This window comes from Roseovarius lutimaris, assembly GCF_900115165.1.
Taxonomy (GTDB): domain Bacteria; phylum Pseudomonadota; class Alphaproteobacteria; order Rhodobacterales; family Rhodobacteraceae; genus Roseovarius; species Roseovarius lutimaris.
Window position 1 is genome coordinate 142829 of sequence record NZ_FOVP01000001.1, and the last position, 14623, is coordinate 157451.

Sequence of the window (14623 nt, forward strand, 5' to 3'; positions counted from 1 at the left end):
TTTCATCTTTCCTGAAATACTCAACTCCGACGCTCGTCAAGGTGCGGGCCCTCGCCGTTTCAATCGGCCAGCCGGATCAAGGCATGGCGTTTCTTGCCCGCGCTCAGCTTGATAGGGCTGCTGAGCGCCGAGGGCGCGATCATCAACCCGGCATCGGTCAGCGGCGCATCGTCAATCCGTGCGCCATTCTCCTGCATTAGGCGCTTGGCCTCCTTGCCGGATTTCACAAGGCCCGCCTTGACCAAAAGCTGCACGATAGAAATGCCGCCATCGGCAAAATCAGTCATGCTCAGGGTCAGCGTCGGCAGATCATCCCCGACGCCGCCCTTTTCAAACACTTCGCGCGCGGTGGCATGGGCGGCGGCGGCGGCCTCGGCGCCGTGCAACAGGGTGGTCACCTCATTGGCGAGGATCACCTTGGCCTCGTTGATCTCTGCGCCTTCAAGCGCACCAAGGCGCTCGCATTCCTCAACCGGCAATTCCGTATAAAGCTTGAGGAACCGCCCGGTATCGGCATCGGTGGTGTTGCGCCAGAACTGCCAGAACTCGTAGGGCGGGCACATATCGGCATTCAGCCACACCGCGCCATCCTGGCTCTTGCCCATCTTCTTGCCATCCGAGGTGGTCAGAAGCGGCGAGGTCAGGCCGAAAATCTGGTGATCCAGCACTCGCCGCGTCAGGTCGATCCCGTTGACGATATTGCCCCATTGATCCGAGCCACCCATCTGGAACAGACAGCCATAGCGCCGGTTCAGCTCAAGAAAATCATAGGCTTGCAGGATCATATAGTTGAATTCAAGAAACGACAGCGATTGTTCGCGATCAAGTCGTGATTTCACGCTCTCAAAGCTCAGCATCCGGTTGACGCTGAAATGACGCCCGATATCGCGCAGAAAATCGAGGTAATTGAGGTCATCCAGCCATTCGGCGTTGTTGATCATCATCGCGCCGGTCGGGCCATCGTTGTAATCGACATAGGCGGCAAAGACCTTTTGAATACCGGCAATATTTGCGTCGATCTGATCATTGGTCAAAAGCGGGCGTTCCTCGGCGCGAAAGCTGGGGTCGCCCACCTTGGTGGTGCCGCCGCCCATCAGGGTGATCGGCTTGTGCCCGGTCTTTTGCAGCCACCGCAGCATCATGATCTGGATAAGGCTACCGACATGAAGCGAGGTCGCGGTCGCATCAAAGCCGATATAGGCAGGCACCACACCGGCGACGAGCGCATCGTCAAGGCCCTGATAATCGGTGCAATCGGCCAGAAAGCCGCGCGCCATCATCGTTGCCATGAAGTCTGATTTGGGGTGGTAGGTCATATTGCTTGTCCCGGCTTGGTTTGCGCGGCATGTATAGGGACACAATGAGCGAAGGAAAAGGCCATGTTGAGCGCAGATCGCCTTTGGGCCCTTGGGGCGATGTCGGGCACCTCGCTGGATGGGGTGGATGCGGCCATGATCGAGACCGATGGCGAGGTGATCCATGGCTTCGGGCCAAGCGCTTACCGGGCCTATACCAGCGAAGAACAGGCGATTCTTGCGGCGGCCCTTGGCAAATGGCCCGGCGATGACATTGACGCCGCCGCGCGGCTTGTCGAGGCGGCGCATCTTGAGGTGCTGGGGCGGTTCGACGGCGCGCAGATTGTCGGCTTTCACGGTCAGACCCTTGCGCATGACCCAAAGGGGCGCGGCACCCATCAGCTTGGCGATGGCGCGGCTCTGGCGCGCGGTCTCGATCTTCCGGTGGTCTGGGATTTCCGAAGCGCCGATATTCGGCTTGGCGGCGAGGGCGCGCCGCTGGCGCCGTTCTTTCATTTCGCCTGTGCCAAGTGGATCGGCGCCACCGCACCGATTGCCTTTCTCAATCTCGGCGGGGTCGGCAATCTCACCTGGGTTGACCCAAGCCATACCCGCCCGGAAACGACTGGCGCGCTTCTGGCGTTTGATACCGGCCCGGCCAATGCGCCGATCAACGATCTGATGATGGCGCGGCGCGGCGAGCCGTTTGATCGCGACGGGGCCTTGGCGCGGCGTGGCACGGTCGCGCAGGGCGCGCTGGAGCTGTTTCTGGACGAGCCGTATTTCATGCGCATGCCGCCCAAGTCGCTTGATCGCGACACCTTTCGCGACATGATCGGGTTGGTCGGCGAGTTGGGCGACGCCGATGCCGTCGCGACGCTTACAGGCATGAGCGCCGCCGCCGTCCTGCGCGGGATGGAGCATTGCCCAAGCCCGCCCACGCGCCTGCTTGTGACGGGGGGCGGGCGGCATAATCCGGTGATGATGGATATGCTGCGCGCCGCACTTGATTGCCCGGTTGATCCGGTCGAATCCGTGGGCCTTGATGGCGACATGCTTGAGGCACAGGCCTTTGCCTATCTTGCTGTGCGCGTGGCGCGCGGATTGCCGACCTCTTGCGCAAGCACCACCGGCGTGCGCGCGGCCGTCTCGGGCGGCACGATCAGCAGACCAGACAATAGCGCAAAAGCACGCGGGGCAGGGTGATGGACTATGCATTGGACGCTGGTGCCGGCGCCGGATTGCGGCTTGGGGTGATCCTGCTGAGCACCGACGAGACGCTGGAATATGAGGCGCGACAGGTGATTGGCGCCCGCGACGTCAACCTGCTTCACACCCGCATTCCGGCACGCGCCGATGTGACGCCCGAGGATCTGCGATTGATGGCGCCTGAAATGACCCGCACGGCGGCGCTTTTACCCAAAGATCTGAGCGCGGTCGCCTATGCCTGCACGTCTGGCGCAACCATCATCGGAAGTGAAAATGTCGCCAGCCTGATCAACGCGGCGCATCCTGACACGGCGGTGACCAACCCGCTTGTGGCGGTGATTGCCGCGCTCAAGGCGCTTGGCGTCACCCGGATTGCCATGGTCACGCCCTATGTGGCCGAGGTCACCAGGCCAATGTGCGCCATTCTTGCGGCTGAGGGGATTGAGGTGGTGAGCGAGGTCAGCTTTGGCCAGAAAGAAGACTGGACCGTCGCGCGCATCACCGAAGGTTCGACCGAGGCAGCGATGCTTGCGGCGGCGAAGGTCGAGGGCGTCGAGGCGGTCTTTGCCAGTTGCACCAACCTCAGGACCTTTGGCATCATCGACGCGGTCGAGGCGCGGCTTGGCCTGCCGGTTATCAGCTCCAATCAGGCGCTGATCTGGGATATGCTGCGCCTGAGCGGGGCAGAGGCGCGCGGCTGGGGGCCGGGGCGACTGTTTGATCTTGATATGGGGGCGTGAAAGCCAATGAAAAACGACCAGCTGAAACCGGCCACCATCGCGGCGCAGGCCGCCGGCGCGACCGATAAGCAAACCGGTGGCGTAGTGCCGGGCATTCACCTGAGCACCACCTATCAGCGCGAGCCGGATTACGGTTTGACGCGCCCCGACAACGTTTATGGGCGCGATCAGAACGATACCGTGCGCCAGGCCGAAGAGGTTCTGCGCCAGCTTGAAAACGCGGCGGCGACGCTTTTGTTTCCCACCGGCATGGCAGCGGTGGCCGCGGTATTTCGCGCCTTGCCCGATGGCGCGCGGGCGATCGTGCAAAGCGGGATCTACTGGGGCACCCTCAAATGGGTGCGCGATTTCTGTGCGCGGCGGGGGATTATCCTTGAAGAGGTCGAGGCCGCCGACGCGTCTGCCCTGACCGAGGCCTGTCGCTCTTCCGCCGATCTCGTGTGGATCGAGACGCCGTCCAATCCCTGGCTCAAGGTGGTTGATATCGCCGCCGCTGCCGGGCTTGCCCATAAGGCGGGGGCGGTTCTCGTGGTCGATGCCACCGCCGCCACGCCGGTTCTGACGCGCCCGCTTGATCACGGCGCCGATATCGTGATGCATTCGGCGAGCAAGGCGATCAACGGGCACACCGATGTTCTGGCCGGGGTCCTGTCCTGCCGCGATCAGGGGGCTGCGATGTGGCAGGCGATTGCGATGGATCGCCACGATGCCGGCGCGATCATCGGCCCGTTCGAGGCCTGGCTTTTGATGCGCGGCATGCGCACACTGCCGCTTCGGGTGGAGCGGATGTGCGCCAATGCCATGGCGATTGCGCAGTTCCTTGACGCTCACGGCGGGGTTGAGGCGGTGCTATACCCCGGCCTTGAAAGCGATCCGGGACATGCGATTGCCAGCCAGCAGATGCGCGGTGGCTACGGCTCGCTCCTGTCGGTGGTGCTCAAGGGCGATCGCGCGCATGCGCTTGACGTTGTCGGGCGCTTGCGGCTGTTTCACCGCGCGACCTCGCTTGGCGGGGTCGAAAGCCTGGTCGAGCATCGCCACACAATCGAGCCGCATACCGGCATTCCCGAAACCCTGTTGCGCCTGTCGGTGGGGATTGAGGATGCAGGCGATCTTATTGCCGATCTTGCACAGGCGCTTGAGGGCGCCTAGCGGCGCGTGCCCGTTCCGATCCGGTTTAGGATCGCCTCGATCTCGCTGTTCGGGGTCGCACCGCTGGCGCTGATGCGCGCCTTGATGGCGTCAAAGCGCGCGCGCAGGGCCGTCTTTTCGGCGCCTTGGCAATCGTTCCAGGGACGCCCTTGAAGCCCCATGACCATGGCGTAATAGGCAATGAAATGCGGGCGTGCACCGCTTTGCAACAGCCGTTCATAGGCATCATCCGGCCCCAGATCACGCAGCTGTTCGGCGCTTGTTATTCCGGCGCTTGCAAAGGCCGCATCGCTGGCCGGGCCAAGATTGCGGATCGAGGACACCGGCGCAGCCATTGCCTAGTAATCCTTTTCGAAAAACACCCCGATGCCGGTGTCGCCCTCGTTCGACGCCCCGCCTTTGAGGGTGATTGTATTGGTGAGATCGAGGTTGAGGTTGATCTGTTGCTTGCCGGTGCTGTCGGCAATCACCTCGGAATAGACCTTGTCCGAAATATAGGCGCCGGCGCTGACCTCGGTATCGCCATCCTCGGTCTGGGTAACATCAAGGTCACTCAGCCCGACCGCGCCGCGCAATTTGCCGACCACATCAAGGCCGCTCCGCCCCGAAAGCGTTGCCACGGCAGAGGCCATCTGCGCCGCCTGAAATGGTGATATCGTATCAAGCCCGCGCCCGAACAACAGCCGCGCAACCACCTCTTCCTCGGGCAGGTCGGGTTCTGAGGTAAAGCTGATCTCGGGGGCACTGGCCAGGCCCTCGACCACGATCATGACGGTTACATCCTCGGCGGTGGTTTCGGCGACAAAGCGGATATAAGGATCAAGCGCGCCCTGCATGTTCACAAGCCCTTCGGTCAGGTCAAGCCGCTTGCCAAGGATATCGAGCCGCCCGCGAATGAGCTGAAACACACCGACAGGTTCAACCGCATCCGTGGTGCCCGCCAGCCGCAACCGCCCGCCAAGTTCGGCATCAAGCCCGCGCCCGCGCACGAAAATTCTTGAGGGCGCGTTGATTAGCAGGTTGAGGCCAAAGGGGCGGCGCCCGCCGCCAGAGGTTTCGACCGCGATCATCCCGGCGCGTTGCCGGGTGGCGCGCACCGCGGCGGGTTCGTTGACATGGCGCAGATCGGGCAGGGAGACCGAATTGGCCGCAAGCCCCGAGGGAATGCGAATATTGGTTTCCTCGAGGGTGAGCGTGCCGCCAATCATCGCGCCGCCGGTCATCGGGCCAACCATCGTGACCGTACCATTGACGGTGGTGGTGTAAATCTCCTGATCGCTGACCACGAGACCCTCCAGAGCAATCGCCAGATCGCCGTTGAACCCGTTGCTCAGGCCAATCGGCCCGCTGATCCGGACCTGGCCACCATCGCGCATCCGCGCGGTGAAATCGGTCTGTGCGCGTTGATTGGCAAGCGTGACGGTGCCGCTCAGGTTCTCGACGCCAAGGCCGGTGCCGGGCAGGGCGATGCGCGTGTCATTGGTGGTGACCGTCCCCGACAGCGCGCCAAGCCCCGGCGGACCGTCTACCCGCAGATCATAGCGCGCAGTGCCAAGCAGGGCATTTGGTCTGATCATCCCGTTGATCAGCGCCAGCGGCAGCGCGCCGTTTGCCGTAAGGTCAAGCCGCTGACCATGCTCGTGAATATCGCCATCAACCTGCGCCGTGGTGCCGCCGGGGCCCTGCGCACTCAGGGCGAGGGCGATCTGACGCGCATCCTGGCCGATCAGGCTGGCACGGCCCTCGGCGGTGACAGGGCCGCTGAAATCAGGGGCAAAGAGGCCCAGATTGGCCAGACGCGCGGTGAAATTCACCGGGCTGTCGCCGCCCTCGCCCTCGGCCTTGAGCGACAGTTGCGGGGTCTCGACACTCAGGTTTTCGATCTCGATGCGCTCGGGCGTGCGCGCGGCCTTGGCGGCAAGCGCGATCCGGCCCGCGATCAGGCGATCCAGATCGGCGATTCCGGTGCCGATGTTTTCCCCGTCAAGCGCGGTGGTGATGTCAAAGGTTTGATCCTGGATTCTGGCATTGCCCGCCAGCGTCAGGTTCGCCTTGCCGCGCAAACGTTGGCCGCTCATCGCACTAAAACGCGACAGATCAGCGATGTCGACCGTCAGATCGCCGCTGGCAGGCAGGCCCGGCGCGTCGGGTGTGAGGGTACCCGTGGCGTTGATCTGCGCACCCATCAGGGCCGCATCAAGCCCGGTCAGGGTCACGTCGCCGCCGGTTTGCCAGGCGACGTTCACACTGGCTTCGGCCGGTCCATCCAGCCGCGTGTCCGCAAGCGCCAGGTCGCTCAGGCGGGCGGCCAGCGTCAGCGCGCCGCTTTGGGTGTTCAACCGGCCGGTGGCCGTGGCTCTGAAAACGTCGTTCGAGATCAGAAGGCGGCGTAGGTTGGTGCCCGTGGTATCGCGTCTGGCCGAGAGCGTAAGCGTACCGGGGCTGGTCAGAAGCGGGTCAAGCCGGGCGATGCCAAGCGCAAGATCGCGGGTTTGCGCACCAATCTCGATGTCGAATTCACCGCCCAGAAGGCTGCCGGACCCAGAAATGCTCGCACTGGCCTGACCGGCGATATCCTGACCTGAAATGGCGGCGAAGCGCGCCAGATTCGGGGCCTCAAGCCGGGCCTCGCCGATGACCGGAAACCCCTCTGACAGGTTGTCGATGCTGCCCTTGGCCGCAAGCCGCGCGGTGCCACCGAGGACGCGCAGCCCCAGAATGCGCAGCGGTTTGCCTTCGGTCCAGTCAAGCGAGGCATGCCCCGACAGGGCGTCGCCCGCGGCCTCGGCCAGGGCCGGATCGCTCAGGCGCAGACCGTCGAGGGCAAATTCGGCAAGGGCCGAGACGCCGCGCGGGGCATTGCGCCGGATCGCGCCGCGCCCTGAAAGGGTGGCGCTTTGAATGCTCAGTTCTGGTTGCGCAAGCTCTGACAGGGTGACATTGGCGCGCCAGCGATCGCCTTGGGCCGCATCGAACCGGGCCTCGATCACCGCCGAGGAAAGTTGCGTCGCAGGCCCCGGTATCGGCAGGCGCACAGGCGCGGTGCCAGTGCCAAGCTGTCCGGTAAGCGCAAAGGCCGTGGGCCAGCCAGCGGCATCCAGCGAGAGCGATCCGCCAAGCTGGAATTGCGCGGCCGTGAGGTTGAAGTCGGAGATATCGAGCGCGCCGCCGGCCTGCCGCACACCTTGCAGCGCCAATTGGCTGTCGGTGCCGAAGAACGGCCGATAATCGGGGCCCATGAGCGGCGTGAGATCGCCGGCAAGGGCGGCCGTAAACTCGCGCGCCACCGCCTCTGGCGGGCCATCGGCGCGGATGGTGACGGTGCCGTTCAGACGTGGCTCACCGGCCGATGCCAGGCTGATATCGGCGGTGTAATCCGACAGCGGTGCCTCGCCCTCGATATCAAGCGCGATAGAGGGACTGTCAGGCAGGTTGAGAAGGGTCGAGGCAATGCCGCCCTCATCTTCACGCAGCTTGAGATCAAGCGTAAGCACCTGCGTGTCGTTCACATAGGCCGCGACAAGCGTCAGCGCGCCGCGCTCGTCAAGCCGGGTCACCTCAAGCTGGGCCTCGCCTTCGCCCGACCCGAGCGACATGCCGCCGATCAGGCGCAACGCCACCTCCTGGCCCAAAATAGGCTCGCCAAGCGTCACTGTATCGGCGCTGATTTCGCCAATATTCACCGAGACCGGCAAATCGGGCAGGGCAAAGGGCTTGGCCTCGGCGATTTCCGGGCTCAGGTCTTCCTTGGTATTGGGCAGGCGCGGCAGGTCGATTTCACGTGCAGAGAGGCGGTTGACCTCGATCCGGCCCGCCAAAAGCGCGCTGCGGGTCCAGTCAAGAGTGACATCGCGCAGGGTTAGCCAGACCCCGGCGTCATCGGCGATGCTAAGCTCTTCGAGCGTGGCCTGAGACGACAATGCGCCCTTGAATCCGATGATGCGCACCTCGCGCCCGGCGCCCGAGAGATTGTCCTCGATCAGCGCCTGAAGATAGCCGCGATCGGCGTCCTCGCTCTGCGCCAGAAGAGGGGTGCCGAGCGTGCCAAGAAATAGGGTGATGAGAAGCAGAAAGCGCATCAAAATGCCTGTCCAATCCCGATATAGAGTTCAAAATCCCGACCTGCGTCACCGTCCAGAGGCGTCGCAAGATCGACGCGCAACGGGCCGACGCCGGTCATGTAGCGCGCGCCGATCCCGGCCCCGCTATGCCATTCGCCCTTGCCGGTGCCAAACGAATCCTGGCCGACAAAGCCGGTATCGGCAAAGGTTACCGCCTGAATCGAGGTTGTCACATCTGCGCGTACCTCGCCAGAGAAGCCCATGAAAGAGCGCCCGCCGACGGTCACACCCGGCGACAGATCGACCCCTAGCGATTGATAGGACTGGCCGCGCACAGTGCCGGCCCCGCCGGAATAAAACAGCATGTCAGCGGGCACTTCGCGGATATCTGCCCCGGCCACCGAGCCAAGTTGCGCGCGCGCGGCCAGTGTTACGCCGTCCGCCGCGCCAAAGCTGTGATAGGTGCGGGCATCGGCAAACAGGCGGGCGCCGCTGCCGCTGTCCTGTTCCAGCCCGACAAAAGGTTTCAGCGAGAGATCGACAAATTGGCCGGATTTGGCATTCAGGGCGTTGTCCCGGCGATCCCAGGTGGCGCGGAGTGGCAACAGCAAATGTTGCAGGCTGCGCGATCCAAGATCGTCTTCAATGTCGGAATAGAGATAAGAGATGCCGGCCTCGGCGGTGAGGGTCTTGGAAAAGACATGGCTGAAACCTCCACCGATTTCGATACTGCGCTCGCGATAATCGGGCTCGTTGTCTTCCTTGATGCTGGCCAGCAAGAACAGGCTTGTGTCGGGGGTAATGGTGGCGGGGCGCTCAAAGCGCCCTGACAGGCGAAAATCCTCGCCGCCCGAATTGCCGCCGATACCGCCGACCATCGCGTCAAACCGCAACCGTTCGGCCCCCCCCAGAAGGTTGCGATGCAGCCAGAACCCGGTCAGCGTCAGCCCTTCGAGCGAGGAGAGTTCCGCCCCGGCCCCGACGCGGCGGCGTTTGGCGTCAACCACGCGGGTGGTGATATCAAGCGTGCCGTCGGGGTTCGGGGTCTCGGCCTCGGTGACCACCACCGAGCGAAACGCACCGGTGCGGCGCAGACGCGCGGCCGATTTGTTCAGGGCCTCTGGCGAAAAGGTTTTGCCGGTGGGCAGCCCGGCAATGGCGCGGATCCGGGATTCGCGCACGCGACTGGCGCGTCTTGCAGGGGCGGGGGATTCGATCTCGAACCTGCCAAAGCGCAGGCGCGGGCCGGGCGACAGCGCGATATCGGCATCAAGGGTCTTGTCGGCATGATCGGCGGTGATCGACTGGTCCGTGATATCGGCCTTGGCGTGGCCCGCATCGCGCCAGGCGCTCACACCGCTGCGCGCGGCCTCTCCGATAAGGTCACCGCGGGCCCCCTTGCCGGTGGCAAACTTTTCAGGCAGCTCTGCATTGGGCGGCACGGGCGCCACGCGGGCAATGCCAAAGAGAAATTTGTCGTGCCGCTCCACAGTGATATCAATCTGGCGGATCTCGGCGGGCGCGCGCAGCGGCGGGATATTGGCGGCCTCTTTGCCATCGACGCGAATGGTGATCACGCCGCCGTAATAGCCTTCCGCATAAAGCACCCCGATCAGGCGGGCATAATCCGATTGCGCGGCGGCCAGAAGATCCTGCGCCGTGGAATCCTCGCGCGCGGCGGTGCTCAGGCTGAGCGAGGCGCTGCGCAGCCGGTCGGTAAACTTGTCCGAGGCATTGGGCGCCGTGAACGTAACCTCGGCCCCCTCTGCGCCAAATGGCAGGAGAGCGGTGAAAAGGGCGACGAAAAGCGAAGGTTTCAAATGTGATTCTGCCACGTTAAAGGGTTCACTGAGCATAGGTATGTATCGCATCACAGCGGCGTGAAGGCCACCCGTGTTAACGACCTAGAGCGAATGAGCGGAAAGTCACTCAGCCGGTTGAGAACTGCCAATAAGCTCGGCCTCAAGCGCTTTTTCGACGGCGCCGCGCGGTTTGGTAAAGCGCGCCAGAAGGTCATAAAGCACCGGCGTGACAAACAGCATCAGCACGGTCGCCATGCTGAGGCCGGCCACGATCACCGTGCCCACCGCGATCCGGCTTTCGGCGCCCGCCCCGCTGGCCAGCACAAGCGGCAACGCCCCCAGAACCGTTGAAATTGCCGTCATCACGATCGGGCGTAACCGCAGCACAGAGGCCTCGATCACGGCGTCGCGCACGGTGTAGCCCTCGTCGCGCAGCTGGTTGGCGAACTCGACGATCAGAATGCCGTTCTTCGAGATCAGCCCGATCAACAGGATGATGCCGATCTGGCTATAGACGTTGAGCGAGAGCCCCCCCAGGGCCATGGCATAAATAGCCCCCGCAACCCCGACAGGCACGGTCAGCATGATCACCAGCGGGTGAAGGAAGCTTTCGAATTGCGCGGCCAGAACAAGATAAACGATCAACAGCGCCAGGAGAAACACCACGCCAACCCCGCCGGAGGTATCCTTGTAGGTGCGCGATTGACCGTCATAGCCAAGTTTGGCCTCGGGCGGCAGGATCTCGGCGGCGATGGTTTCAAGCTGGCCAAGCACCCCGCCAAGATCGGCGCCCGGTGCCAATGCGCCCGAAAGCTGAATCGAAGGCAGGCGGTCAAACCGGCGCAGCGAGGGGGCGGCGGCGTTTTCATTGACCGTCACAAGCGCGCCAAGCGGCACAAGGGTTTCACCGTCGCCCGCGCGCAGGAAGATATTCGATATATCCGAGGGCGTGCGCCGGTCGGCCTCTTCGGCCTGTACCAGAACGGGGTATTCGCGGCCCCGGCTGACGAAAGTGGTCACCTCGCGCGAGGCAAGCATGGTCTGCAAGGTGGCCGCGATCACATCGGCGGAAATGCCAAGGTCATCGGCGCGCACGCGGTCAATGCTGACGTCCAGCTGTGGCAGGTTCTGCTCGAAATTGATCTCGGGGTTGACCAGCCCCGCAACGCTCTCGGCGCGGGCCAAAAGCTCTATCGCCCACTCCTTGACGCTGTCGAAATCCGGCCCGCCAATCACCACCCGTACCGGGGTAGAGTTGCCGCGCAGCCCAAGCCCGGCCGGCGTGACAGGAAAACCGCGCGCAACCGTGACATTGCCCATCTGTGGAGATATCTCATCCACAAGCTCCGAAATCGGGCGGTCGCGCTCTTCCCAGGGGGCAAGGCGATAGACCACGAAAGACCGCCAGGCGCGCCCGCCCCAGCCGGTGAAGGTAAAGACGGTTTCGATCTCACCCGATTGGCGCATCGGTTCAAGAATTTCCTCGACCTGCCGGGCGGCAATGTCGGAATGGGCCACGGTGCTGCCCTGAGGCGCGGTAAGCGGCACGAAACCAACGCCGCGATCCTCGCGCGGGGCCAGTTCACGCGGCAACCCGTCATAAAACAGCGCCGCGCCTGCGGTCAGCACAAAGGTCACCACCAACACCACCAGCGGCATGCCGATGGCCCGCACCAACAGCCCGCGATAAAGCCGAAGTACGGCCGAGGGGCGAATAGGCGTGTCAGCCGCAGAGGCCTTGCGAACCTTGCGGGCGCTCAGGATCTTGGCGGCAAGGGCAGGGCAGGCGGTCAGCGCCACAAAGGTCGAAATGCCAACCGTCCCCGCCATGACCCAGCCGAATTCGACAAAAAGCCGCCCGACCTGTCCGGGCATGAACGACAAGGGCACAAACACCGCGACCAGCGTGAGAGAGGTGGCAATCACCGCGAAGGTCACCTGTCGCGCGCCCTTGAGGCTTGCCACAAGCGGGGATTCCCCAAGCTCGATCCGGCGCTGGATGTTTTCCAGCACCACGATGGCGTCATCCACCACAAGCCCGATCGCCAGAAGCAAGGCCAGAAGCGTCAGCGTATTGAGCGAAAATCCCCAGAGGCCGATCAGCATGAAACACCCGATCAACGAAACCGGAATCGTGATCGCCGGGATAAGCGTGGCGCGAATGCTGCGCAAAAACAACAGGATGACTGTGATCACCAATGCCAGCGAAATGAACAGCGCAATCACCACCTCGCGGATCGAGGCCCCTACAAAAAGCGCGTCATCAGAGCCGACGATGATCTGCATGCCCTCGGGCAGGCTGGTGTTGAGCAATTTGATCTCGGCGCGCACGGCCTTGGAAATCGCCAGCGTGTTCGATTGGCTCTGGCGCAGAACGGCGACACCGACGGCATCCTTGCCATTGGTGCGCACGATGGTGCTGTCATCGGCAACACCGGGCGCGATACGCGCCACATCGCCAAGGCGCACCGGGTAGCCCGCGACCCGGTCAAGCACGATCTCGCGGAAATCCTCGATGCTGCTCATGCGGCTGTTGAGGCGCACAGAAAGCTGGCGATTATAGGATTCGACCTCGCCGGCGGGAAGCTCGATGTTGTTGCGCCTGAGCGCCGCCTCGATATCCGACACCGCAAGATTGCGGGCCGCAAGGGCGCGCCGGTCTATCCAGATGCGCACCGCGAAGGGGCGCGCGCCATAGATATCGACATTGGCCACCCCGTCGAGCGTGGCAATGCGATCGACCACGAAACGGTCGATGTAATCTGTGATCTCGGCGGTGGTCATCCGGTCCGAGGTGATGGCAAGGCGCATCACCGGGTCGGCATCGGCATCGCTTTTGACGACCTGCGGCTCGTCCGCCTCTTCGGGAAGGTCGCCGCGCACGCGGCCAACCGCGTCGCGCACATCATTGGCGGCGACGTCGATATCGGTGCCGCTGTCAAACTCGATGGTAACCCGCGAGCGGCCCTGACGGCTCTCGGAGCTGATCGAGCGGATGCCCGAGATTGAGGCAATCGCGCCCTCAATGGTCTCGGTCAGGTCGGTATCAATCACCTCGGGCGCGGCGCCGACATAGGTGGTTGTAACGGTGACCACCGCATTGTCCACATCGGGCAATTCACGCACCGGCACCGAGCGTAGCGCGGCGAACCCGAAGATCACGATCAACAGGCTGACCACGGCGGCCAGAACCGGGCGGCGGACTGAAATATCCGAGAGGGTCATGTCGCTTCTTCCGGCGTTCCGGCGTCGGATTTGGCGGTTGCGCCTTTATCCTCGCCCTTGATCTTGAGGTCGCTGCCGGGGCGGACCCGTTGCAGCCCGCGAATGATCACCGCCTCGCCAATGGCCAAGCCCGAGGTCACGGCGATCACACCATCGAGCCGCTGCCCGGTTTCCACCACGCGGCGCGCGGCCTTGCCATTCTCATTGACGAAAACATAGGTTTCGGCGGCCTGAAAGATGATCGCCTCTTCGGGCACGACAAGCGCCTCGGCCTGTGACAGGATCAGCTTGAGCGACAGGAACATGCCCGCAGGCAGGGTGCTGTCGGGGTTGGGGATAAGGGCACGGGTGCGAAAGGCGCGGCTGACCGGATCAATCCGGTTGTCGACCGCGGCAATCGTGCCGGTAAATTCGCGGCCCGGAAAGGCGGCGCTGACCGCGCTTAGGGTTTGCCCGCGCGAGACCTGTGCAAAGACGGTTTCCGGCAGCGAGAATTCAACCTCGATTTCACTCAGATCATCCAGCCGGGTCAAAACCTGGCCTTCGGATACCCGCGCGCCGACGTCGTAATTGGTCAGACCGACAACACCGGCAAAGGGCGCCTTGATCAGCCGGTCTTCGAGGCGGCGGCGGGTGCGTTCAACCTCGGCGGTGGCCTCGGCCAGGCGGGCGGTCGCCTCTTCCTGGCTGGCCTGCGAGACGGCATTGGTCAGGCGCAGCTGGCGGATGCGCTCGACGCTCTGGCGCCGCTCGGTCAGGATCGCCTCGGCCTCGACCAGATCGGCGCGTTGAATGGTATCGTCAAGCCGCGCCAGAATATCGCCCTGTTGCACCTTTGCGCCCGGCTCGATCGCAAGCTCGACCAGGCGGCCATCGACCTCGGGGACAATCTCGATGGATTGCAGCGCGCGGGTGGTGCCAACCGCCTCGATGGTCTGCTGCAAAAGCCGGGTTTCGGCCACGGCAAGTTCGACCGTCACCGGGCGCGCACCGTTTGATGGGCCCTCGGCCACGGCATCGGGGGCGAGGTAGATCTTATAGCCTTCAAACCCGCCATAGGCGGTGCCCGCAAGCAGGCAAAGCAGCAAGAGTTGTTTCCAGACCGACATGTATTCCGCGACCCCATTCACCAAATCACA

The 14623-nt window shown here is 63.6% G+C and carries 9 protein-coding genes; 3 read left to right on the forward strand and 6 right to left on the reverse strand.

The genetic code is table 11. The features are described 5' to 3' along the window. Positions 1-59: 59 nt before the first annotated feature. Positions 60-1316 (reverse strand): tyrosine--tRNA ligase, encoded by a 1257-nt coding sequence (gene tyrS, locus BMZ91_RS00680; RefSeq protein ID WP_092833264.1) that lies wholly within the window; start codon positions 1314-1316, stop codon positions 60-62. 63 nt (positions 1317-1379) lie between these two features. Here tyrS and BMZ91_RS00685 point away from each other — a divergent pair, with 63 nt between their 5' ends. Genes BMZ91_RS00685 through BMZ91_RS00695 form a run of 3 tightly spaced genes read left to right on the forward strand, consistent with a single transcriptional unit; the run spans position 1380 to position 4396 of the window. Then, positions 1380-2501 carry an anhydro-N-acetylmuramic acid kinase gene (locus tag BMZ91_RS00685; RefSeq protein WP_092833266.1) on the forward strand — a complete coding sequence of 374 codons (1122 nt, stop codon included), beginning with the start codon at positions 1380-1382 and terminating at the stop codon, positions 2499-2501. Beyond that, on the forward strand, positions 2501-3244 hold the full coding sequence (locus BMZ91_RS00690; protein ID WP_092833268.1) for a maleate cis-trans isomerase family protein: 744 nt from the start codon (positions 2501-2503) through the stop codon (positions 3242-3244). The genes BMZ91_RS00685 and BMZ91_RS00690 overlap by 1 nt, the downstream gene beginning before the upstream one ends. A gap of 6 nt (positions 3245-3250) precedes the next feature. Continuing rightward, positions 3251-4396 carry a trans-sulfuration enzyme family protein gene (locus BMZ91_RS00695; RefSeq protein WP_092833270.1) on the forward strand — a complete coding sequence of 382 codons (1146 nt, stop codon included), beginning with the start codon at positions 3251-3253 and terminating at the stop codon, positions 4394-4396. Here BMZ91_RS00695 and BMZ91_RS00700 read toward each other — a convergent pair. The 5 genes from BMZ91_RS00700 to BMZ91_RS00720 form a co-directional block, all read right to left on the reverse strand. Further along, entirely contained in the window at positions 4393-4731 is a 339-nt protein-coding gene (locus tag BMZ91_RS00700) for a TfoX/Sxy family protein (RefSeq protein WP_092833272.1), read from the reverse strand. The two genes, BMZ91_RS00695 and BMZ91_RS00700, sit on opposite strands and share 4 nt — an antisense overlap. A gap of 3 nt (positions 4732-4734) precedes the next feature. Further along, entirely contained in the window at positions 4735-8475 is a 3741-nt protein-coding gene (locus BMZ91_RS00705) for a translocation/assembly module TamB domain-containing protein (RefSeq protein WP_245736168.1), read from the reverse strand. Next, positions 8475-10277 (reverse strand): autotransporter assembly complex protein TamA, encoded by a 1803-nt coding sequence (locus BMZ91_RS00710; RefSeq protein ID WP_245736169.1) that lies wholly within the window; start codon positions 10275-10277, stop codon positions 8475-8477. The genes BMZ91_RS00705 and BMZ91_RS00710 overlap by 1 nt, the downstream gene beginning before the upstream one ends. A gap of 105 nt (positions 10278-10382) precedes the next feature. Next, the gene (locus tag BMZ91_RS00715; protein WP_092833278.1) at positions 10383-13484 is read right to left on the reverse strand and encodes an efflux RND transporter permease subunit; all 3102 of its coding nucleotides are present in this window, start codon (positions 13482-13484) and stop codon (positions 10383-10385) included. Continuing rightward, on the reverse strand, positions 13481-14614 hold the full coding sequence (locus tag BMZ91_RS00720; RefSeq protein WP_245736181.1) for an efflux RND transporter periplasmic adaptor subunit: 1134 nt from the start codon (positions 14612-14614) through the stop codon (positions 13481-13483). Before BMZ91_RS00720 ends, BMZ91_RS00715 begins: the two co-directional genes overlap by 4 nt. Positions 14615-14623 lie beyond the last annotated feature (9 nt).

Excerpts from the sequence above, each read along its gene's own strand:
- tyrS (WP_092833264.1), bottom strand. The coding sequence starts at position 1,316 with ATGACCTACCACCCCAAATCAGACTTCATGGCAACGATGATGGCGCGC.
- BMZ91_RS00685 (WP_092833266.1), top strand. The coding sequence starts at position 1,380 with ATGTTGAGCGCAGATCGCCTTTGGGCCCTTGGGGCGATGTCGGGCACC.
- BMZ91_RS00690 (WP_092833268.1), top strand. The coding sequence starts at position 2,501 with ATGGACTATGCATTGGACGCTGGTGCCGGCGCCGGATTGCGGCTTGGG.
- BMZ91_RS00695 (WP_092833270.1), top strand. The coding sequence starts at position 3,251 with ATGAAAAACGACCAGCTGAAACCGGCCACCATCGCGGCGCAGGCCGCC.
- BMZ91_RS00700 (WP_092833272.1), bottom strand. The coding sequence starts at position 4,731 with ATGGCTGCGCCGGTGTCCTCGATCCGCAATCTTGGCCCGGCCAGCGAT.
- BMZ91_RS00705 (WP_245736168.1), bottom strand. The coding sequence starts at position 8,475 with ATGCGCTTTCTGCTTCTCATCACCCTATTTCTTGGCACGCTCGGCACC.
- BMZ91_RS00715 (WP_092833278.1), bottom strand. The coding sequence starts at position 13,484 with ATGACCCTCTCGGATATTTCAGTCCGCCGCCCGGTTCTGGCCGCCGTG.